Annotated in this window: 16 protein-coding genes and 1 pseudogene; 10 read left to right on the top strand and 7 right to left on the bottom strand. The window is 68.8% G+C overall.

All coding sequences use genetic code 11. The features are described 5' to 3' along the window. Position 1 precedes the first annotated feature (1 nt). On the bottom strand, positions 2 to 1,366 hold the full coding sequence (locus DCN14_RS12350; protein ID WP_096501999.1) for a DUF3999 domain-containing protein: 1,365 nt from the start codon (positions 1,364 to 1,366) through the stop codon (positions 2 to 4). Beyond that, positions 1,363 to 4,764: a DUF2339 domain-containing protein gene (locus tag DCN14_RS12345; protein ID WP_096501997.1), complete on the bottom strand. Its 3,402-nt coding sequence runs from the start codon at positions 4,762 to 4,764 to the stop codon at positions 1,363 to 1,365. Before DCN14_RS12345 ends, DCN14_RS12350 begins: the two co-directional genes overlap by 4 nt. 310 nt (positions 4,765 to 5,074) lie before the next feature. Here DCN14_RS12345 and DCN14_RS12335 point away from each other — a divergent pair. From DCN14_RS12335 to DCN14_RS12320, 4 genes and pseudogenes are all read left to right on the top strand, one after another. Next, positions 5,075 to 6,532 (top strand): annotated as a pseudogene (locus tag DCN14_RS12335) (glycine betaine/L-proline ABC transporter ATP-binding protein); the annotation flags it as partial. After that, positions 6,525 to 7,421 carry a choline ABC transporter permease subunit gene (gene choW, locus DCN14_RS12330; RefSeq protein ID WP_096501993.1) on the top strand — a complete coding sequence of 299 codons (897 nt, stop codon included), beginning with the start codon at positions 6,525 to 6,527 and terminating at the stop codon, positions 7,419 to 7,421. The pseudogene DCN14_RS12335 and the gene choW, both read left to right, overlap by 8 nt. A gap of 118 nt (positions 7,422 to 7,539) precedes the next feature. Then, entirely contained in the window at positions 7,540 to 8,538 is a 999-nt protein-coding gene (locus tag DCN14_RS12325; RefSeq protein WP_096501991.1) for a GlxA family transcriptional regulator, read from the top strand. A gap of 110 nt (positions 8,539 to 8,648) precedes the next feature. Next, the gene (locus DCN14_RS12320) at positions 8,649 to 9,596 is read left to right on the top strand and encodes a choline ABC transporter substrate-binding protein (protein ID WP_096501989.1); all 948 of its coding nucleotides are present in this window, start codon (positions 8,649 to 8,651) and stop codon (positions 9,594 to 9,596) included. Between the two features lie 184 nt (positions 9,597 to 9,780). Here the strand turns inward: DCN14_RS12320 and DCN14_RS12315 are convergent, their stop codons facing one another. Continuing rightward, the gene (locus tag DCN14_RS12315; protein ID WP_096501987.1) at positions 9,781 to 10,206 is read right to left on the bottom strand and encodes a PACE efflux transporter; all 426 of its coding nucleotides are present in this window, start codon (positions 10,204 to 10,206) and stop codon (positions 9,781 to 9,783) included. A gap of 146 nt (positions 10,207 to 10,352) precedes the next feature. Between DCN14_RS12315 and DCN14_RS12310 the strand changes: the two genes are divergently transcribed. After that, positions 10,353 to 11,276: a LysR substrate-binding domain-containing protein gene (locus tag DCN14_RS12310; protein ID WP_096501985.1), complete on the top strand. Its 924-nt coding sequence runs from the start codon at positions 10,353 to 10,355 to the stop codon at positions 11,274 to 11,276. Positions 11,277 to 11,337: 61 nt separating this feature from the next. On the opposite strand, the gene DCN14_RS12305 is transcribed toward DCN14_RS12310, so the two are convergent. Then, entirely contained in the window at positions 11,338 to 12,027 is a 690-nt protein-coding gene (locus DCN14_RS12305) for an aspartyl/asparaginyl beta-hydroxylase domain-containing protein (RefSeq protein ID WP_096501983.1), read from the bottom strand. 237 nt (positions 12,028 to 12,264) lie between these two features. Here DCN14_RS12305 and DCN14_RS12300 point away from each other — a divergent pair, with 237 nt between their 5' ends. Together DCN14_RS12300 and DCN14_RS12295 are read left to right on the top strand one after the other, a co-directional pair. After that, positions 12,265 to 12,609, top strand: a complete 345-nt coding sequence (locus DCN14_RS12300; RefSeq protein ID WP_096501981.1) for a DUF4148 domain-containing protein — start codon at positions 12,265 to 12,267, stop codon at positions 12,607 to 12,609. 71 nt (positions 12,610 to 12,680) lie between these two features. Further along, positions 12,681 to 12,968 carry a DUF4148 domain-containing protein gene (locus DCN14_RS12295; RefSeq protein ID WP_096502049.1) on the top strand — a complete coding sequence of 96 codons (288 nt, stop codon included), beginning with the start codon at positions 12,681 to 12,683 and terminating at the stop codon, positions 12,966 to 12,968. 50 nt (positions 12,969 to 13,018) lie between these two features. On the opposite strand, the gene DCN14_RS12290 is transcribed toward DCN14_RS12295, so the two are convergent. From DCN14_RS12290 to DCN14_RS12280, 3 genes are all read right to left on the bottom strand, one after another. Further along, positions 13,019 to 13,546: a cytochrome b gene (locus tag DCN14_RS12290; RefSeq protein WP_096501979.1), complete on the bottom strand. Its 528-nt coding sequence runs from the start codon at positions 13,544 to 13,546 to the stop codon at positions 13,019 to 13,021. A 68-nt stretch (positions 13,547 to 13,614) separates the two neighbouring features. Further along, positions 13,615 to 15,075: an ATP-binding protein gene (locus DCN14_RS12285; RefSeq protein ID WP_096501977.1), complete on the bottom strand. Its 1,461-nt coding sequence runs from the start codon at positions 15,073 to 15,075 to the stop codon at positions 13,615 to 13,617. Next, a complete protein-coding gene (locus DCN14_RS12280; protein ID WP_096501975.1) occupies positions 15,072 to 15,731 on the bottom strand; it encodes a response regulator in 660 nt (219 codons plus the stop codon). The genes DCN14_RS12285 and DCN14_RS12280 overlap by 4 nt, the downstream gene beginning before the upstream one ends. 284 nt (positions 15,732 to 16,015) lie before the next feature. On the opposite strand from DCN14_RS12280, the gene DCN14_RS12275 reads away from it, so the two are divergent. The 3 genes from DCN14_RS12275 to DCN14_RS12265 all read left to right on the top strand — a co-directional run bounded on the left by DCN14_RS12275 (position 16,016) and on the right by DCN14_RS12265 (position 18,685). Beyond that, entirely contained in the window at positions 16,016 to 16,369 is a 354-nt protein-coding gene (locus DCN14_RS12275; RefSeq protein WP_143331646.1) for a hypothetical protein, read from the top strand. 61 nt (positions 16,370 to 16,430) lie between these two features. Beyond that, positions 16,431 to 17,600, top strand: a complete 1,170-nt coding sequence (hpnI, locus tag DCN14_RS12270) for a bacteriohopanetetrol glucosamine biosynthesis glycosyltransferase HpnI (RefSeq protein ID WP_096501971.1) — start codon at positions 16,431 to 16,433, stop codon at positions 17,598 to 17,600. Then, positions 17,597 to 18,685 carry a lysylphosphatidylglycerol synthase domain-containing protein gene (locus DCN14_RS12265; RefSeq protein WP_096501969.1) on the top strand — a complete coding sequence of 363 codons (1,089 nt, stop codon included), beginning with the start codon at positions 17,597 to 17,599 and terminating at the stop codon, positions 18,683 to 18,685. The genes hpnI and DCN14_RS12265 overlap by 4 nt, the downstream gene beginning before the upstream one ends. Positions 18,686 to 18,733 lie beyond the last annotated feature (48 nt).

Genomic DNA, 18,733 nt, shown 5'->3' with positions numbered 1-18,733 from the left:
GTCACTCGTCGCGATTGCGTGCGCCGCCGTCGGCGTTGCCGGCGCCCCGTGCGAGGCGCCACGCAATCGTTCCCAGCACGCCGACCGCGACGACCAGCGCGCCCCACAGCACGTAACGGCGTGTCGCGTCCGTATCGGCGACGGCTGATTCCGGCGGGGCTTCCGATACCGGCAATGCCGCGCCCACGCGTGCGGGCCGGACTTCCGGCGCCATGCCGACCAGCAGCGCGTCGCGGCTCACGGCCGACGACAGCAGCGCCGCGTTGCCGACGCCGAGCGTGAACGGCGGCGTGCCGCGCGCGACGAAGGTCAGCGCGGCCGGATGCCAGCCGACCGAGACGGCCGGCTGGCCGCCGCCGAGTCCGCCGTTGCGCATGTCGACGACGATCCGCCATGCGCGGTCCGTATCCGACGGGAATTCGAGCGGCGGATTGCGTTGTTCGCCGCCCTTGCCCTGCAACCGGAACAGCACGGCGTCGGCCACGTCGCGCCACGGCGCCTGCGCGTCGGGGCGGCTCTGCAACGTTGCGCGCGCAACGGTATTCGGTTGCGGCAGATCGATCCGCACGCGGTCGACCGGATAGGCGCCGTCGGTCTCGAACAGGTATTCGCCAGGCGTGCTGCCGGCGCGCACGTGCGTGGCGTCGCGCCATTGGCGCGGCACGGCCGATGCGTCCGTCGAGCGTGCATCGCGCGGATGCGTCTCGACGTCGATCGACCCGATCGCGGGTGCGCCGTCGAGCCAGTCGAGCCGCAGGTAGCGCGGCCCCGCGCCTTCGAGCGCGATGCGTTCCTGCACCAGCAGGTCGCCGCCGCGCCCCACTTTCAGCAGTTGCGTGCTGCCGAGCGAGCGCCAGCTGCGCAGGTCGTCGCTCGCGGCGACGGCGACGCGCCCCTGGTAGCTGTCGTCGTTCACATGCACGAACAGCGCGTCGATTTCGCCATCCGCATGCGACAGGTCGACGAGATCCGACGCATGCCTGGCGCGCGCCGGCGCGGCGGCGGCCGCACGCAGCGAGCCATCCGGGCCGACGGACACGCCGAGCGGCGCGCGGCTGTCGTCGGTACGGGCCGGCGGCAGCGGGAACCAGTGCACCGGCGTGCGCGCCGCCGCCGCGGCCGCGACGGGCGCATCGAGCGAATACGGCACGGGCTCGCCCGCGCTGTTGAAGATGCGCACGTCGCCGAGATCGTCGCGCCGGCTGCCCGCATAGACGGCCTGCGGCACGGTGAGCTGGTAATACGCGGCGCTGCCGTCGAGATCGAGCGAGAAGCGATGCGCGACGCGTTCGGCGCCCGGCGTGCCGCCGGCCGCCGCGAACGACGTCAGCAGGCTCAGGCCGAGCAGGGCTGCGAGTCGTTTCATGATTGATTGTCGATGCGTTGGGCCGCGGCCTTCGGCGGCAGCGGCGAGAAATAACCGATCAGCAACAGCAGCACGCCGATGCCGATGAACGACACGATGCGCTCGATGCCGGTGACGTGCGACAGGTCGAACAGGAACAGCTTGATCACCGTGAGCGCGAGCAGCGCGGCGCCGACGAACCACAGCGCACGCAGCCCGCGACGCGTCGCCCAGATCATCGTCGCGAGCGCGCAGACCGTCCAGTACACGGACACCGACGCCTGCACGAGCGTCGATTCCGCCATCGCATCGAACGCGTACGGCACGCCGGTCCAGTGATGCAGCGTGCGCAGCAGGATCGCGTTCAGCCACAGGAACGCCGTCGCGCCGGCCGCGCCGAGCAGCCCGACGCGATAGTGGTCGAACGACCAGCCGAGCTTGCGCGCACGCACGAACCACGACGCGGCGAGTGCATAGACGACCACGAGCACGAGATCGAGCGGATTGAGCAGCGGGATGCGCGCCCAGCTGCCGCCGTCCTGCGTGAAGTTCGCGTAGAAGGTCCAGACCCACATCACGACGATCAGCGGCAGCGCCGCGAGCGCGCACACGCGCGCGATGCCGTCGCGGCGCACGAGCCACATGCCGGCGAACGCGAACAGGCTCCAGCCGACCATGAACACCTGCTGGATGCCGAACGACGACAGCACGGTGTCGATGTCGTAGCCGAAGTGGAACCGCTGATGCAGCGTGCGCAGCAGCAGCGCGTTGAACCACAGGAACACGGTCGCGAGCGCGGCAAGGTCGATCGCGAGCGGATGCCACGTGACGCCGAGCGTCTTCAGCCGGCGCAGCCACGTCGCGAACCCGACGAAGATCAGCAGTTGCGCGACGTCGAGCGGATTGAGCAGCGGCAGCCAGAACAGCGGCGACGCGTCGCCGTCGCTCGTCACGCTGGCGATGCTCCACAGCCACAGCAGCGCGGCGAGCGGTGCGGCGCCCCATACCTGATAGGCGCGCGGGAATGCGGCAATCGGCCAGCGCAGGCGCGTGCCGGGGCCGGACACCAGCAGGAGCAGCGCGCCGAAGCCGTATGCCCATGCGCTCCAGCTCCACGCGCCTTCGGGGACGAACGCTCGCAGCCGCCAGAAGCCTTCGAGCGAGAACAGCCCGCACAGCGTCCAGAACGTCAGCGTGTGCAGCGGCGCGATCACGCCGGCGGGGATGGCCGTCGCGCCGGCCGGTGTCGCGCCCGACGCGCCGGCGGCTGCGGTGTCGCGCGACTGGCGCCACAGCAGTGCATAGCACGCGACGACGGCGATCGGCCACGCGAACGCGCCCATGCCCGACAGCGGCGCTTCGTGTGCGTCGAACGCGCGCAGCGCGAGCAGCGCCAGCACCGGCGTCAGCGCGAGCGCCGGCCATTCGGCGATCGGCCACGCGAGCTTGCGGCGCGCGATGTGGGCGAGCCACGCGGTGCCGGCCGCGAACAGCGCGGTGGTGTCGACGACGAAGCGGTCCGCATGCAGATCGACGTGACGGCTCGCATAGACGAGGATCTCGTGCAGCCCGCCGCTCACCCACCACAGCAGCCCCCAGGCCGCGGCGGCCGCGCCGACCTCCGGCATCCATGCGTGCCACGCTCGCGCCTCGTCGCGCCCGTGCAGCCACCAGCCCGTGAACAACCCGGCGAGCGCGATCAGCAGCATCGCGATATAGGGGCTGTTGAGCACCGGCAATGCGTTTGCGTCGACCGGCCCGAGCACGCTCGTGAAGAACGCGCCGGCCGCGGCCACCTGCATCAGCAGCCCGAAGCCGAACGGCGCGAGGCGCTTCTCGCGCACGCCGACCCACACGATGGCCGCGCCTTCGATTGCCCATGCGGCGCTCGTCGTCGGGCCCGAGAACGCGAGCGGCACCGCCAGCGTCGCGAAGATCACCGCGAGCGCGAGCATCGCCTCGAACAGCAGCGCGAGGCGATCGCGGCGCCGCGCGAGCCATGCGGCGACGGCAACGTAGAACGCCGACAGCGCGACGGCGCTCCACGCGAGCCCGAACGGCATGCCCTTCACGAGCGATGCCTGCAGCGCGGTCGCGACGATCGGCGTGCCGAACACGAGCGTGCCGTCCACATAGTGGCGCAGCGCGAGCTCGCGTTTGACCGCATAGAGCAGCGCGATGCCGACATACATCAGGAAGAACAGGATCAGGAACGGCTCGGTACTCGCGAACAACGCGGGGCGGTAGGCCGTCACGCCCCACGCGGAGCCGATCGTGAACGTGAACACGAAGCCGAGCAGGTTCAGCGGGCGCCATGCCTTGAACCACGCGATCGCGAAGATGCCCGCGTTCAGCAGCGCGTAGTAGCTGAACAGCGCGACGTGGCTGCCATGGCCGGTCGACAGCAGCACCGGCGCCAGAAAGCCGCCCGCGCTGCCCATGAACGCGAGCGGCAACGCATTCTGTTTCACCGCGAGGAACGCGCTCAGCGCGCATACCGCGACCATCAACGGGAACGCCGCGCCGACGGGCAGCAGCGGGTAGAGCTTGGTTGCGGCGAAGATCGTCAGATACAGGATGCCGATGCCGCCACCCTGCAGTACGAGGCCGTACGCGGCGCGGCGCGCGCGCACGCGCCAGCCGATCGCGAGCAGCGCGGCCGCGGCGAGCGCGGTGCCGGCCAGGCGGAATTCGATCGGCAGCATGTCGTTGTCGGCCGCGTACTTGAGCAGGAACGCGACGCCGAAGAACAACACGATGATCCCGACGCGCACGACCGTGTTGCCGCCGAGCAGCCAGTCGCGCGCGGCGCGGAACGCGCGTTCGGCGATGCCGGGTTCGTGCGGTTTCGGCGGGACGGGCGGGGTAGCCGGGGCAGCGCGCTCGATCGTTGCGGGCGCATTCACCGGTGCGCGGGTGGCAGCGTCGGCGTCGCGCGTGCGCGGCGTGGCGGCGGCAGGCGCGGGAGCCGGCATGGACGTCGACGACGGCGAACCCGCGCTCGCGGCGGCGGGCTGCATCGACGGTCGTGGCGGAAGCGCGGCGGCGGATGGCGTGACGATGACGGACGGAGACGACGGCGCTTGCGCGGGGCTGCCGGCTGCTGCTGCGCCGGCCCTCGCGCCGGCAAGCTGGCCGCGCAGCACATCGAGCTCGCGCGTGAGCGCGTCGACCGTCGCCTCGAGACGCGCGACGCGATCGGCGAGCGTCGCGGGCGGCTGCGGTGGCGTCGCTGCCGTCGTGACGGCGAATGCGTCGCCGGTGGTATTGCCGTTCTTGCGCTTGCGTTGCAGCAGCGCGTGGCCGAGACAGAACCCGACCGCCGCACCGAGCAGCGCGCCGTTGGCGGCGGAGAAATCCCCGAACAATGCGGCGATACCGCCCACGATGAAGCCGATTGCGGCAAAGGCCCAATTCATCGCCTTGCTCCCTCTTTCATTTCGTTATCGTGCTTCGATCACGATGCGCGCCGATCGAAGCTGTTTCGGCATGGCCGGCAGGCGAACCGGCATGCGCGCACGCTGGCGCGGTGCGGTGCGCGCAAGGCGCCGCGACGTCGCGATCAGCGTGGTTGCCGGCAATGTATCACAGCGGCCATGCGGGATTTTCTGGGTTGCGGACAGGCCGCCAAACGTGGCTGTCCGGCCGTTGCGACGCGCGGTTTTACGTACGGTCATGCTTTTTGTCCGCGTGCGACCGCGATACGGTCCGATCGGACGTGAAATTGTCGCAAAGCGACCTGCGGCCGACGCGCTTTGACGCAAAACGTCATCGGTCGGGCGTCGCGCTGCTGCGCACAAGTCTCGCGTGCGATGCCCGTCGTTGCTGGCCCTGTGCGTATTGCATCGCCGCAATCGGGTGCCGCCGCACGCCGCGGCCCGCCTGGCGGGGCTGCCGGCCGTGTCGTATTTGCGCAAGCGTTTGTCGTAATTCGTCGGCAGGTCGGGGTTTTTTCTGGCAACTATGTAGGCACGCTATGACACGCGTGAGTCCCCGCTACACGAGGAGAAGGTTTCGATGGATGCCCCCAAGGTCGTGGTCGAAGGTCTGTGCAAGGTGTTTGGAAGTAACCCGCAGCAGGCGCTCGACATGCTCGCCGCCGGCTCGACGAAAGACGAAGTGCTCAAGCGTACCGGTCAGGTCGTCGGCGTGCACAACGTATCGTTCGACGTGCAGGAAGGCGAAATATTCGTGCTGATGGGCCTGTCGGGCTCCGGCAAGTCCACCCTGATCCGCCTCGTGAACCGGCTGGTCGATCCCAGCGCCGGCAAGGTGATGATCGACGGGCTCGACGTCGCGTCGGCACGCCGCTCGGCGCTGACCGCGCTGCGCCGCAAGGACATGAGCATGGTGTTCCAGTCGTTCGCGCTGATGCCGCATCGCACCGTGGTGTCGAATGCCGCGTTCGGCCTCGAGGTCGCTGGCGTCGGCAAGAAGGAACGCGAGCGCCGTGCGATGGAAGTGCTCGAGCAGGTCGGTCTCGCCCCGTTCTCGCACAAGCTGCCGTCCGAACTGTCGGGCGGCATGCAGCAGCGTGTCGGCCTTGCGCGCGCGCTGGCCGTGAACCCGTCGCTGATGATCATGGACGAGGCGTTTTCCGCGCTCGACCCGCTCAAGCGCCGCGAAATGCAGGACGTGCTGCTGCAACTGCAGAAGGAACAGCGCCGCACGATCATGTTCGTGTCGCACGATCTGGAAGAGGCGCTGCGCATCGGCAACCGCATCGCGATCATGGAGGGCGGCCGGCTCGTGCAGGTCGGCACGCCGCAGGACATCATCACGAACCCGGCCGACGACTACGTGCGCGCGTTCTTCGACGGCGTCGACACCAGCCGCTATCTCACGGCCGGCGACCTGATGCAGACGGGTGCCGTGCCGATCGTGTCGAAGTGCGATGCCGCGAATGTCGCGGCGACGCTGAACGGCAGCGCCGAATACGCGTTCGTGCTCGACGCGGCACGCAAGCTGCGAGGCTTCGTCACGCGCGATGCGATCGGCCAGGACACGCCGTCCGTGCGTCCGATCGAAAGCATCCGGCACGATGCGTCGCTCGAACACGTCGTCGCGCGCGTGGTCGCGAGCCCGAATGCATTGCCGGTCGTCGACGACGACGGCTGCTACTGCGGCTCGGTCGACCGCGCGCTCATCCTGAAGGCCATCACGCGTTCGCGAGGCTCCCATGTCTGAAATGATTCCGCTCGGTACCTGGGTCGACCAGTCCGTTCACTACCTGCTCGACCACGATGCGGCGACGTTCGATGCGATCGGCCGCGCGATCGAGGGTCTTGCCGCCTTCGTCGAACACAGCCTGCAGGCGATCCCGATGTGGCTGATGATGGCGATCTTCATCGGTGTCGGCCTGTGGCGCGTGGGCTGGCGCTTCGCGTTGTTCACGACGCTGTCGCTGCTGCTGATCTTCGCGACGGGCTTCTGGGATCAGACCGTCATCACGCTCGGCCTCACGCTGTCGTCGACGATCATCAGCCTCGTGCTCGGCATTCCGCTCGGCATCTGGGCCGCGAAGAGCAAGTGGGTCGCCGCGATCGTGCGTCCGATCCTCGACCTGATGCAGACGATGCCCGCATTCGTCTACCTGATTCCGGCCGCGATGCTGTTCGGTCTGGGCCGCGTGCCGGGGATCCTGTCGACGGTGATTTTCGCGATGCCGCCGGCCGTGCGTCTGACGAGCCTCGGGATTCGTCACGTGAACCGCGAGATCGTCGAAGCCGGCCAGGCGTTCGGCTGCACGCCGTGGCAACTGCTGTACAAGGTGCAGTTCCCGAACGCGCTGCCGTCGATCATGCAGGGCGTGAACCAGACGATCATGATGGCGCTGTCGATGGTGATCATCGCGTCGATGGTCGGTGCGGGCGGCCTCGGCAACGACGTGCTCGCCAGTATCCAGCGTCTCGACATCGGCCTCGGCTTCGAAAGCGGTCTGTCGGTCGTGCTGCTCGCGATCATTCTCGACCGCATTACCGAAAGCTTCGGCCGTGCGCCGGGCACCGTGAAAGCACCGCTGTTCTCGGGCCTGAAGCACCTGTTCCGCGGCAAGGCAACGCCCGTGCAAGCGTGACCCGCCGGCGGCCGGCAAGCCTTCCGGCCGCCTTCCCTGATTCGATACCGGCCTCCGCGGCATGCGCCGCGGGGCTGACCGCCTGCAACCTGCTCAACCCGTTCGCCAGGAGCCCGATGTGACGTCCGCCGCTGCCGTTGCGCCCGCCGCCTGCGTTTCACCGGTTTCGTCCCTCGCCCATTTCGGCTTCCTGACGCTGCCGAATTTTTCGATGATCGCGTTTTCGAGCGCCGTCGAAGTGCTTCGGATGGCGAACTACGTCGGACGGGCCGACCATTACCGGTGGTCGATCTACTCGCTCGACGGCGCGCCCGTGCATGCCAGCAACGGCATCGCGGTGCGGCCGACCCAGGCGCTCGACTACGCGAGCCTGCCCGACGTGATGATCGTGTGCGGCGGCATTCGCATCCGCGACGTGGTCGACGACGGCGCGCGCGACACGCTCGCGGCGCTCGCCGAACGCGGGCTGCCGCTCGGCGGCATCTGCACGGGCGCGTATGCGCTGATGTCGGGCGGGCTGCTCGACGGCTATCGCTGCACCGTGCACTGGGAGAACCTGTCGTCGCTGCACGCCGAGTTTCCGGACGTCAGGTTTGCGGACGAGCTGTTCGTGGTGGACCGCGACCGGCTGACCTGCACCGGCGGCACCGCGCCGCTCGACCTGATGCTGAACCTCGTCGGCATGCGCTTCGGCCAGCAGCTCGCCGCGCAGGTGTCCGAGCAGTTCATTCTCGAACGCATCCGCAGCTCGACCGACACGCAGCCGATTCCGGTGGATGCGCGCGTGGGCTTCTCGCGCGCGGAGCTGATCGAGGTCGTGCGGCTGATGGAAGCGAACATCGAGGAGCCGCTGTCGCTCGAGGAGCTCGCGCGGCTCGTGCGCCTGTCGCAGCGGCACTTGCAGCGGATGTTCAAGGTGTACCTGAACGTGTCGCCGACCCACTATTACCTGACGCTGCGCCTGAAACGCGCGCGCGACCTGTTGCGCACGACCGACGCGTCGATCGCCCGCGTGACGACGACCTGCGGATTCCATTCGCCGTGTCACTTCAGCAAGGCATACCGCGCGCAGTTCGGCCACGCGCCGAGCTACGAGCGCCGGCTGCCGGGGCGCTGAGACTTTCGCGCGAACCCTGTTCGGTCCGCGACGCCGCCGGGATCGCGGCGCGCGGCTTCAATCAACGATCCCGCATCCAAGCAAACGACGTCACTTAGAGGAGAAGACAAATGAAGCGCCTATTGATCGCAGCGGTATGCGGGATCGGGATCGCCGCGCCGATGTCGGCCGTTTATGCGGCCGACCCGCCCGTGTGCAAGAACGTGCGCTTCGCGGACGTGGGCTGGACCGACATCGCGGCCACCACCGGTCTCGCGGCGACGATGCTGCAGGGTCTCGGCTACGCGCCGACCAAGACGATCGCATCGGTGCCGATCACGTTCGCCGGCATCAAGAGCAAGCAGATCGACGTGTTCCTCGGCTACTGGTCGCCGACGATGGACCCGATCATCCAGCCGTTCACGAAGGCCGGCACGATCAAGGTGCTCGCGACGCCCAACCTGACCGGCGCGAAATACACGCTGGCCGTGCCCGACTACGTGTACCAGGGCGGCCTGAAGTCGTTCGCCGACATCCAGAAGTACGCGGACAAGCTGAACGGCAAGATCTACGGGATCGAGCCGGGCAACGACGGCAATGCGCTGATCAAGAAGATGATCGACGGCAACCAGTTCGGTCTCGGCAAGTTCAAGCTGGTCGAGTCGAGCGAAGCCGGGATGCTGGTCGAGGTGAACCGCGCGATCCGCGACAAGCAGTGGATCGTGTTCCTCGGCTGGGAGCCGCATCCGATGAACGTGCAGATGAAGATCGACTATCTGACCGGCGGCGACAGCGTGTTCGGCCCGAACTACGGCGAAGCGAAGGTGCTGACGGCGACTCCGCCCGACTACGCGCAGCGCTGCCCGAACGTCGCGAAGTTCGTGTCGAACCTGCAGTTCACGACGTCGATCGAGAACCACGTGATGGTGCCGATCATGAACAAGGAAGACCCGAACAAGGCGGCCGCCGAGTGGCTGAAGGCGAACCCGCAATCGCTCGACAAGTGGCTGGCCGGCGTGACGACGTTCGACGGCAAGCCGGGTCTGCCGGCCGTGAAGGCGTATCTCGGCGTGCATTGAGCGGCCGGGTTGCGGCGCGTGTCGCCGGCCGCGACGCATTGACGTGTTGAAGCGGATTGCGAGGGCCGGGGCGGGATGATTGCCTGCCCCGGCCCTCGCGGCGTTTGCGTGCCGGATTCCGACCGGCCGGGCTGTGCCGCGGCGCGCGCGAATGCAGGTTCTCGCGCGGATCGCGTCGCGCGCGTCACGACCCCTTGGTCGCCGCCGGCACGTCGAACACGCGATCGAACGCCCACTGGAACACGAACGCGTAGCAGAAGAAGAATGCGAACAGCCCGATGTCGACGACGAACGCGTCGAACCACGAGATGTCGAGCCACCGCGACACGACCGGCACGAGCATGAAGATCAGCCCGCCCTCGAAGCCGGTCGCATGCAGGAGCCGCCGCCCGAGCGTGCGCGCGGGCTGCCGGCGCGACGCTTCCCAGCGCTCGAATAGCGCGTTGAAGATCATGTTCCACAGCATCGCGATCGCCGACATCGTCGCCGACAGCGCGCCCGAGTAGACGAGGTCCTGCTTGAACAGCATCGCGATCACGGGCGAGATGCAGGAAATGGCGATCGCTTCGTAGAGCACCGCCTGCGTGATCCTGCGCGGTAGGCCTTGCACGTTGTGGCTCCGGATTGAAGGTTGCGGCCGCGGCATCGTACCGCGACGTCCCGCAAGGCTACCCGCGTTGCGTACTCGCATCAATTCACCTAATCTCACGCGGATTGAATCGAATTCAACCGGCCCGACCCGGCCCGCGAGGCCCCGTGTTCTCCAGAATCCCCCTGACTGCATTGCGTGTATTCGAGTCGTCGGCGCGGCTCGGCACGTTCAAGGCGGCCGCCGACGAACTGTCCGTGACGCCGGCCGCCGTGTCGCATCAGATCAAGTCGCTCGAAAGCCGGCTCGGCGTGCTGCTGTTCGCGCGCGGCGCGAGCGGCGTGCGGCTCACGGAAGAGGGCGAGCGTCTGTTTCGCGCGTGTCACGACGCGTTGCTCGGATTGAGCCGCGGGCTCGACGCGGTGCGGCCCGCGGCGGCCGGCGAGCGCACGCTGGTGCTGACCACCACGCCCGCGTTCGCCGCGATGTGGCTGATCCCGCGCCTCGGCCGGTTCCGTCGCGTCGATTCGCAACTGCACATCAAGGTCGAAACCGGCAATGCGCTCGTCGATCTCGAACGCGACGCGCGGATCGATCTCGCGATTCGCGCGACGTCGCGCACGTTCGCGGCGCTGCACGAGATCGCGCTGATCGACGAGTATTTCGGCGCCTATGCGGCGCGCGACTTCGACGTCGAGCGCACGGACGAGCGAATCGACCTGATCGAGACCACATGGGATACGCCGCTGCCCGTGTCGATCGACTGGCCGTCGTGGTGTCGCGCGGCCGGGCGCGAAGCGTGGCTCGAGCGCGCGCTGTTTCGCCATTTCGACGACGAGCATTACGCGCTGCAGGCCGTGCTGCACGGGCAGGGTGTCGGGCTGCTCAGCTCCGTGCTGGTGGCCGAGCATGTCGAGCGCGGCGCGCTTGCGGCGATCGATCCGTCGGTGCGGCTTGCCGGCGCGCGTTTCGTCGCACTGTGCCGGCCGGGGCGTGAACGCGAGCCGCAAGTGAAGCGATTTCTCGATTGGCTCGAAGCGGAAATCGCGCACACGCGCGCGGCGGTCGCGCGGATCGCGGCGGACGAGTGACGCGCGCGTTGCGGCCCGTCGATTTGCGTGACGGCCGGTTCGGCCGCGCCGACGGCATGCGCTAAACCGGTATCGACCGCCCCCGCATCCGGATGCCGAGCCGCACGACGCCGATCACCGCATTCGACAGCCACGTCAGCCGCCGCGGCATGCCGCGCCGGCGGATATCGAGCAGCAGCACGATCCGCACCTCGTCGCTGTCGTTCCATACCTCGTGCATGAACGTGTCGTCCCACAGCAGGAAGCGCCCTTCGTCGAGCCGGTATTCGCTGCCGTCGACCTTCAGCACCGCAGCGGGCGAGCCGTCCGCGCGCTTCGGCATCGACAGCACCAGATAGCCGCGCAGGATGCCGCGGAACGGCCCGCGATGCGGCGGGATGTGCTTGCCCGGCGCGAGGAACGACAGCGATGCGGACAGCACGTCCGGCGACGCCGCGACGATCGATGCGATGGTCGGGCAGCGCGACAGGTTGCGCGGGAACGGCTGGCCGTACGCCTGCATGATGAACATCCGCCAGTCGCGCGCATCGTTGGCCGAGATGTCGTACTGCTCGCGCATGATCTCGTGAAAGCGCGGGATGCGCGGCATGTCGCGTGCGACGGCGAGCGCCTCCGCCCGGATGTCGGGCCATGCACGGACGAAGCGCTCGGCATCGGGGAACACGGCCGTGTCGAGCACCGCGCCGCCGTCGATATGACGGTCGTAGAGCGTGCGAAGCCAGCCGGCTGCATAGTCGTAAGCGACGGACATGATCGAAGGGCGATCCACAGGATGTCGTCAGTCTGCCCCACGCGTGGTGGCGGCTGCGTTACGTCAGGTTACGCCGGCTGACGAACGAATGACAGCAGGATGACCGCGCGATACCGATGGTCCGGAAAACGGGGGAGTATCGCGCACGCCGCCGCGGCGCGCCCGGGAATAAACCCTCGCGCGGCGGCGTCATACGGGATGCAACACATCGTCTCGTTGACCTCGGAGGAGTGGACCATGAACGGGTACTGGATGAAGGCCGCCACGGTGGCGGCAATGGCTTTCGCAGGCGTCGCGACGCATGCGTCGGCGCAGGCGCTGACGCGCGCGCAGGTGAGGCAGGAACTGATCGACGCCGAACGACACGGGCTGAGTCTCGTGACCGATACGTCGTATCCGGACGTGAGCCCGCTGTTCCGGCGGCAGGCCGAACGGATGCCGCAGCAGCAGGCCGAGGTCGCGCTCGGACGCGAGCCGGCAGCGACTTCCGGTGCGGGCAGGCCGGCGGCGACGCCATCGCGTCCGGGTTCGGCCGCGTGCGTCGGCCCGGAGAGCTTCTGCAGGCCTTATTTCGGAAGCTGACGCATTCGCCCGCGTCGCCGGGCTCGACTGTCACTGCGGTTGATCGGTACGGAACATGAATGGAGTTCGTGATGAAAACATATGTCGCACTACTGATGATGATCGGTGCAATGGCCGGTCAGGCTGCGTTCGCGCAGTCGTCTGCGCCGCTGACGCGCGCGCAGGTTCGAGAGGAACTGATTCGTCTGGAAGCGGCCGGGTACGAGCCGTCGAAGGGAGACGACGGCGAATATCCCGCGGACATTCAGGCTGCACAGGCGCGGGTCGTGGCGCAGGCCCAGGCCCAGGCCCAGGCGAGGCTGGCGGCGTCCGGCGCGCGCGCCGTCACCGCGGGTACGTCGCCGCAGGCCGGAAACTAGGCGCCCGCACGAAGGCGGGCTCGCCCCGCTTCATGCCCGCGGCGCGGGGATCACCACGGCATCATGCGCTGCATCACGCCGTCGCGCAGCACGAAACGATGCGCGAGTGCGGCCGCCACGTGCAGGCAGATGCCGCCGAACAGCACCCATGCGAGGATGCCGTGCACGTCGCCCATCGCATGACCGAATCCGGAGCCGGCCGCCGACAGCGCCGGCAACGGCACGATCCCGAGCAGCGTCACGCTCCATGCGCGCGACGATGCGTTGATCCAGCCGAGCAGCGGCACCGCAACCAGCAACGCGTAGAGGGCGAAGTGCGTCGCACCGGACAGCGTGCGCATCACGGGCGACAGGTCGTCGGGGGGCGGCCGGTGCGTCACGCGCCAGAGCACCCGGCATGCCATCGCCGCGAGGAGCGCGGCGCCGACGATCAGGTGTGCGGCGATCAGGCCGACCGGTTGCGTGTCGCGATGCACGTCGGGCATCGTCCAGCCGATCGCATACTGCGCGACGATCAACGTCACGATCAGCCAGTGGAGAAGGCGCGCAACGGCGTCGTATCGGGCAGGTCCGGACATGAAAGCTCCTGACGGATGGCGGGGAATGTCGATGGGGCGGATTCTACGGGGGAATCCTTAACGAAACGTTAAGCGCGAGGCGCCGCGTGCGAACGGTCGGCGCGCTCGCCGGCCGGCCCCGATCCGGTTTCGTCAGCGGACGGCAGCGCGATCACGATGCCGAGGCCCTGGCCGTCGATGCCCGTTTCGAATCGCACGGTGCCGCCGAAGTACTGGGCGATACGCGTGACGATCGACAACCCGAGCCCGCTGCCCGGCGCCTGCGCGCCGCTGCCGCGATAGAAGCGGTCGCCGAGCCGTTCATGTTCGCCGGGGGCGACGCCCGGACCGTCGTCGCGCACGACGATGCGCTGCACGGCGCCGTCGTCGTGCACGCCCAGCACGATGTGTCCGCCCCGATGTCCGTACTTGATCGCGTTGTCGATCAGGTTGTCGAGCAGGATGCCGACCAGGATCGGATCGGCCGGCACCGCGCGCACCGATGCGCCGGTTGCCGCGATGTCGACGGCATGGTCCGCCGCTTTCGCGGCATGGCGGTCGATGGCGGCGTCGACGAGTTCGCGGAGGTTCACGGCGCGCGCCGGAATGCGTTCGTATTCGTCGAGCCGCGCGAGCAGCAGCAACTGCTCGGCAAGCCGCGCGCTGCGGTCGACGCCTTGCACGACGCGCTGCATCGCGAGCTGCTTGCGCGCCGGATCGTCGGTCGCGAGCGCCACCTGGGCCTGCACCTTGATCGCGGCCAGCGGCGTCTTGAGTTCGTGCGCCGCATCCGACGTGAACGCGCGCTCGCGCACGATCGATTGCCGCAGGCGGGCCAGCAAGCGGTCGATCGCGTCGACCAGCGTGCGCACTTCGTCCGGCACGGTGACGACGCCGAGCGGTTCCAGCGATCGCGCATCGCGCGCGCCGATCAGCGTCGACAGCGTTTTCAGCGGCGCGAGGCTGCGCCCGATCAGGTACCACAGCAGGAGTGCGAGCACCGGCAGCGCGACGACCAGCGGCAGCACGATGCCGCGCGCGATCCCGGTCGCCAGGTCGCTGCGCGTATTGGTCGGCTCGATCACGTGCACCCGCCGCCCCGACGCGTCGTCGCGCAGCGCGTACGCGCGCCACGGTGCGTCGTGGACGACGATCGTCACCGGCGCGTCGTGCGCATCGTGTGCATTGAGTGCGTCCGCCGACCCGGCGGCGCCCGCCGGCAAGCTCGATGCCACGACCTTGCCCTGCGCATCGCGCACTTCGAACAGCACGTCGCGCGGCAGGCGGTCGCCATCGGTGTCGGCATCGCGTCTCGCTGCGCCGCGATCGAGTTCGACGCGCGCGTCGGGCGGGACGCGGGCGAGGCGATCGAGATCGGCCGGCGACAGGTTGACCAGCAGCGACGCGTATTCGACGAGACGCGCGTCTTCCCATTCGCCGATTTCGCGCGTCGCGTGCCGGAAGCTGCTGAACACGGCGACGAGCCACACCGCGGTCACGCAGCCGAGCGCCATCAGCGAGACGCGGCGCCGTATCGAGCGCGAGATCATGGCTTGTCGACGACGTAGCCGATACCGCGCACGGTGCGGATCAGCTCCGCGCCGAGCTTCTTGCGCAGGTTCGAGATATGGACTTCGATCGCATTGCTTTCGATGCCTTCCTGCCAGCCGTACAGGCCGTCCTCGAGACGCGCGCGCGACTGGGGCGTGCCCGCGTGACTGACGAGTTGCACCAGGATGCTCCATTCGCGCGACGTCAGCGCGATGCGCGACGCATCGCGGGTGACCGTATGGGCGGCCAGATCGATCGTGATGTCGCGCCAGACGATCTCGTCGCCGGCACGGCCCTGCGAGCGGCGCACGAGCGCACGGCAACGGGCGAGCACTTCGGTCAGCTCGAACGGTTTCGCGAGATAGTCGTCGGCGCCGTCGTCGAGGCCGCGGACGCGGTCGGCCACGGTGCCGCGCGCGGTCAGGACGAGCACCGGCGTCGTATCGCCCGCATCGCGCAACGCGCGCAGCAGTTCCGATCCGGATTTCCCGGGCAGCCCGAGATCGAGCACGACGAGCGCGAAGCGCGTCGTCGCGAGTGCCGCGGCGGCGGCGTGGCCGTCGCGCAGCCAGTCGACGTGATAGCCGGCCTGGCCGAGGCTGATCTCGAGGCCGCTGCCGATCAGGTCGTCGTCTTCAACAAGGAGGAGTCGCATGGTCGATCCGTATGCACGCGTGTGCGATTGTACGAGCGTGGCCGCGCGTTCGTGCAACGGAACGTAATCGCGCCGCGTCGAATGCCGCCCGATTCTGAAGAACGCTTAAGGTTTGCCGCCGGCATTCCCGCTACCATCGGCCACACCGTTTCCCCGGTTATCCCCCGCTTCTTCTGGTCCCGAACGGCTCGGCATGTTCGGCACGGGCCGCACGCGGGGCCCCGAATCCGCGGCCCGTCGATCGAACCGGATCGACGCCGGTCGACCGCACGGGAGGTTCGTTCGTGATGACACCCTCGACGATCGAGCGATGGCGCGCCCATCTGCTGATCGCCGCGCTGGCCGGCATGGTCATCCAGTGCTTCGTGCTGGTGTCGTTGCTCGCGCTGCGCGTACCCGAAGCATTTTTCACCACGATGACATTTCGCGCATGGGCCGTCGTTGCGATCGCGACGGCAATCCTGTCGGCCCGTAAGGTAGCCGACGCGGCGTTTACGGCCGCGCTCGCGTGCGGCGACGTGTGCGTGAGCGGGATCGATCGTTGCACGGTAGTCGTGTCATCGGATTGCGCGTACCGTGCGTGGGTCATCCTCTACATCCGGCTCAACGGCAACCGTTTCGACCGCGTGTGTGGATGAGCCCGTGCGCGCGGTGCCGGCCCCGGCGTCGCGGTCGTACGGGAAACCATGGGGACGAAGCATGGTCTTGCTGCATGTGGCGCACGCGCTGGCCTGGGCGATGTCGGTCGTTTGCGGGCTCGGCGCGGTGCTGGGCACGGCATACACGATCGTGGCCAGCGTGCTGGTCGGCCGGTTCTTTTCCCGCGCGGCGGCGATGCCGCGCGATTTTCCGGGCGTCACCATCGCGAAGCCGCTGCACGGCGACGAGTGGCAGCTCGTCGAGCATCTTGAAAGCTTCTTCGTCCAGGACTACCCGGGTCCGGTTCAGCACCTGTTCGGCGTGCACGATGCGGACGACGCCGCGCTCGACGCCGTCGCGACGCTGCGCGCGCGTTATCCGGACGCGAACATCACGGTCGTCGCCGACGCGCGGCTGTACGGGCCGAACCGGAAGATCGCCAATCTCGTCAACATGCTCGAACGCGCGGAGCACGCGGTGCTCTGTCTCGCCGACAGCGACGTGCTGGTCGAGCGCGATTATTTGCGCGCCGTCGTCGGCGCGTTGCAGGCGCCGGAGGTCGGGATCGTGACGAGCGTGTATCGCGGCGTCGCGTCGCCGGGCTTCTGGCCTCGCGTCGCGGTCGCGATGACGAACTACCATTTTCTGCCGGGCGTGATCACCGGGCTTTTCATCGGTCGCGCGCGGCCGTGCTTCGGCCAGACGATTGCGATCACGCGCACGATGCTCGAACGCATCGGCGGCCTCGCGCGCTTCGCCCATCACCTGGCGGAGGATCACGCGCTCGGCGAAGCGGTCCGGCAGGCCGGCGCGCGGGTCGTGGTTCCGCCGTTCGTGGTCGGGCACGCGTGCGTCGAGGACACGTTTGCCATGCTGTACGCGCACGAATTGCGCTGGAGTTGCACCATCCGCGCCGCGGACCGGATCGGTCATGCCGGTTCGGTGCTGATGCATCCGGTGCCGCTCGCGCTGCTGGCGCTGCTGCTGTCCGGCGGCGCGCCGGCCGCGTGCGGGCTGACGGCGGCCGCGCTTGCCGCCCGCGCGCTGCTGATGGTGAAAACGGGGCGTGCGACCGGCGCGGGCCTGAGCGGCGCGGCGTGGTTGCCGTTCGTCGATCTGCTGCAGTTCGCGGTGTTCGTGTCGAGCTTCTTCTCGTCGCACGTCATCTGGCGCGGCACACGGTTTCGCGTCGACCGCGAGGGCTTGCTGTCGCCGGCGGGGAAATCATGACGCGCGACACGCATTCCGGCGACGACGGCGCACGCCCGCCGTCCGTGCGTGGCGACGCACGGCTGCGGCATGCGGGCCGCCTGGCTGCGCTGGCGGGGCTGGCGATCGCGGTATGGCTGATCTGGCGCGAGCATCCGCTCGATGTCCTGCACCGCCTGGAGACGGCCGGCGCCGGGCTGCTGGTCGCCGCGCTCGTCCACATCCTGCCGATGCTGGCGAATGCGTGGGACTGGCGGATGCTGATTCGCGGCCGGCGCCGGCCGTCGTTCGCGACGATGCTGAAAATCGTCTGGATCCGCGAATCGATCAACGGCTTGCTGCCGGTCGCGCGGATCGGCGGCGAAATCGTGTCGTTCAGCCTGCTGCGGCAGGCCGGCGTGCGGCCTGCAACCGCCGTCGCCAGCCTCGTCGCCGACATGCAGCTCACGCTGATCAGCCAGCTGGTGTTCGCGCTGGTCGCGATCGGCTACGTGCTCGAGCGCGTGTCGTCCGATGCCGCGCGCGTGGCCGCGCAGCTCGCGATCGGGATGGCGGCGCTGGTGCCGGTGCTGCTGCTGTTCGCGCTGGTGCAGCATGCGCGGCCGTTCGAGCGGGCGATGCGCGCGCTCAACCGCATCACGAGCGGAAAGGTCTATGCGCTGGTCGGCGAATCGGCGCGTACCGATCAGTCGATCCGGATGATCTGGAGAAAGACGGGGATCGTCGTCCGCTATCTGGGCATCTGGCAGACGCTGCAGTTTGCCGGTTATGCGCTGGAAATCTGGCTCGCGCTGCGTTTTCTCGGCACCGATGCGATGTTCGCGCAGGCGCTCGCGATCGAGGCGCTGATCCAGCTGCTGAGCAGCATCGCGTTCCTGATGCCGGGCGGGCTCGGCGTGCAGGAGGGCGGTTTCGTGCTGATCGGCGGGCTGCTCGGGTTCGACGCGCCGACCTGTCTGGCGCTGGCCGGCGCGCGGCGGGTGCGCGATCTGCTGTTCTATCTGCCGGGGTTGCTCGCGTGGCAGCACGCGGTCGGCGCGGCCCGCCCGCCGGGCGGCGCGAAACCCGCGGCGATACGGATCGGCGAATCCGCCGGGCGGCGCTGAGCGACGCGACGCGGCCCGGCTCGGTCCGGCTGCCTGCCGACGCGGCCC

The sequence above is a fragment of the Burkholderia sp. IDO3 genome (assembly GCF_003366075.1).
GTDB classification, from domain to species: Bacteria; Pseudomonadota; Gammaproteobacteria; order Burkholderiales; family Burkholderiaceae; genus Burkholderia; species Burkholderia anthina.
This window is presented reverse-complemented; position numbering and strand designations above follow the sequence as displayed.

Bases quoted from the DNA above. Each gene is read 5' to 3' on its own strand.
- DCN14_RS12280 (WP_096501975.1), bottom strand. From the start codon at position 15,731: ATGCGACTCCTCCTTGTTGAAGACGACGACCTGATCGGCAGCGGCCTC.
- DCN14_RS12345 (WP_096501997.1), bottom strand. From the start codon at position 4,764: ATGAATTGGGCCTTTGCCGCAATCGGCTTCATCGTGGGCGGTATCGCC.
- DCN14_RS12265 (WP_096501969.1), top strand. From the start codon at position 17,597: ATGACGCGCGACACGCATTCCGGCGACGACGGCGCACGCCCGCCGTCC.
- DCN14_RS12320 (WP_096501989.1), top strand. From the start codon at position 8,649: ATGAAGCGCCTATTGATCGCAGCGGTATGCGGGATCGGGATCGCCGCG.
- DCN14_RS12290 (WP_096501979.1), bottom strand. From the start codon at position 13,546: ATGTCCGGACCTGCCCGATACGACGCCGTTGCGCGCCTTCTCCACTGG.
- DCN14_RS12300 (WP_096501981.1), top strand. From the start codon at position 12,265: ATGAACGGGTACTGGATGAAGGCCGCCACGGTGGCGGCAATGGCTTTC.
- choW (WP_096501993.1), top strand. From the start codon at position 6,525: ATGTCTGAAATGATTCCGCTCGGTACCTGGGTCGACCAGTCCGTTCAC.
- hpnI (WP_096501971.1), top strand. From the start codon at position 16,431: ATGGTCTTGCTGCATGTGGCGCACGCGCTGGCCTGGGCGATGTCGGTC.
- DCN14_RS12305 (WP_096501983.1), bottom strand. From the start codon at position 12,027: ATGTCCGTCGCTTACGACTATGCAGCCGGCTGGCTTCGCACGCTCTAC.
- DCN14_RS12295 (WP_096502049.1), top strand. From the start codon at position 12,681: ATGAAAACATATGTCGCACTACTGATGATGATCGGTGCAATGGCCGGT.
- DCN14_RS12350 (WP_096501999.1), bottom strand. From the start codon at position 1,366: ATGAAACGACTCGCAGCCCTGCTCGGCCTGAGCCTGCTGACGTCGTTC.
- DCN14_RS12285 (WP_096501977.1), bottom strand. From the start codon at position 15,075: ATGATCTCGCGCTCGATACGGCGCCGCGTCTCGCTGATGGCGCTCGGC.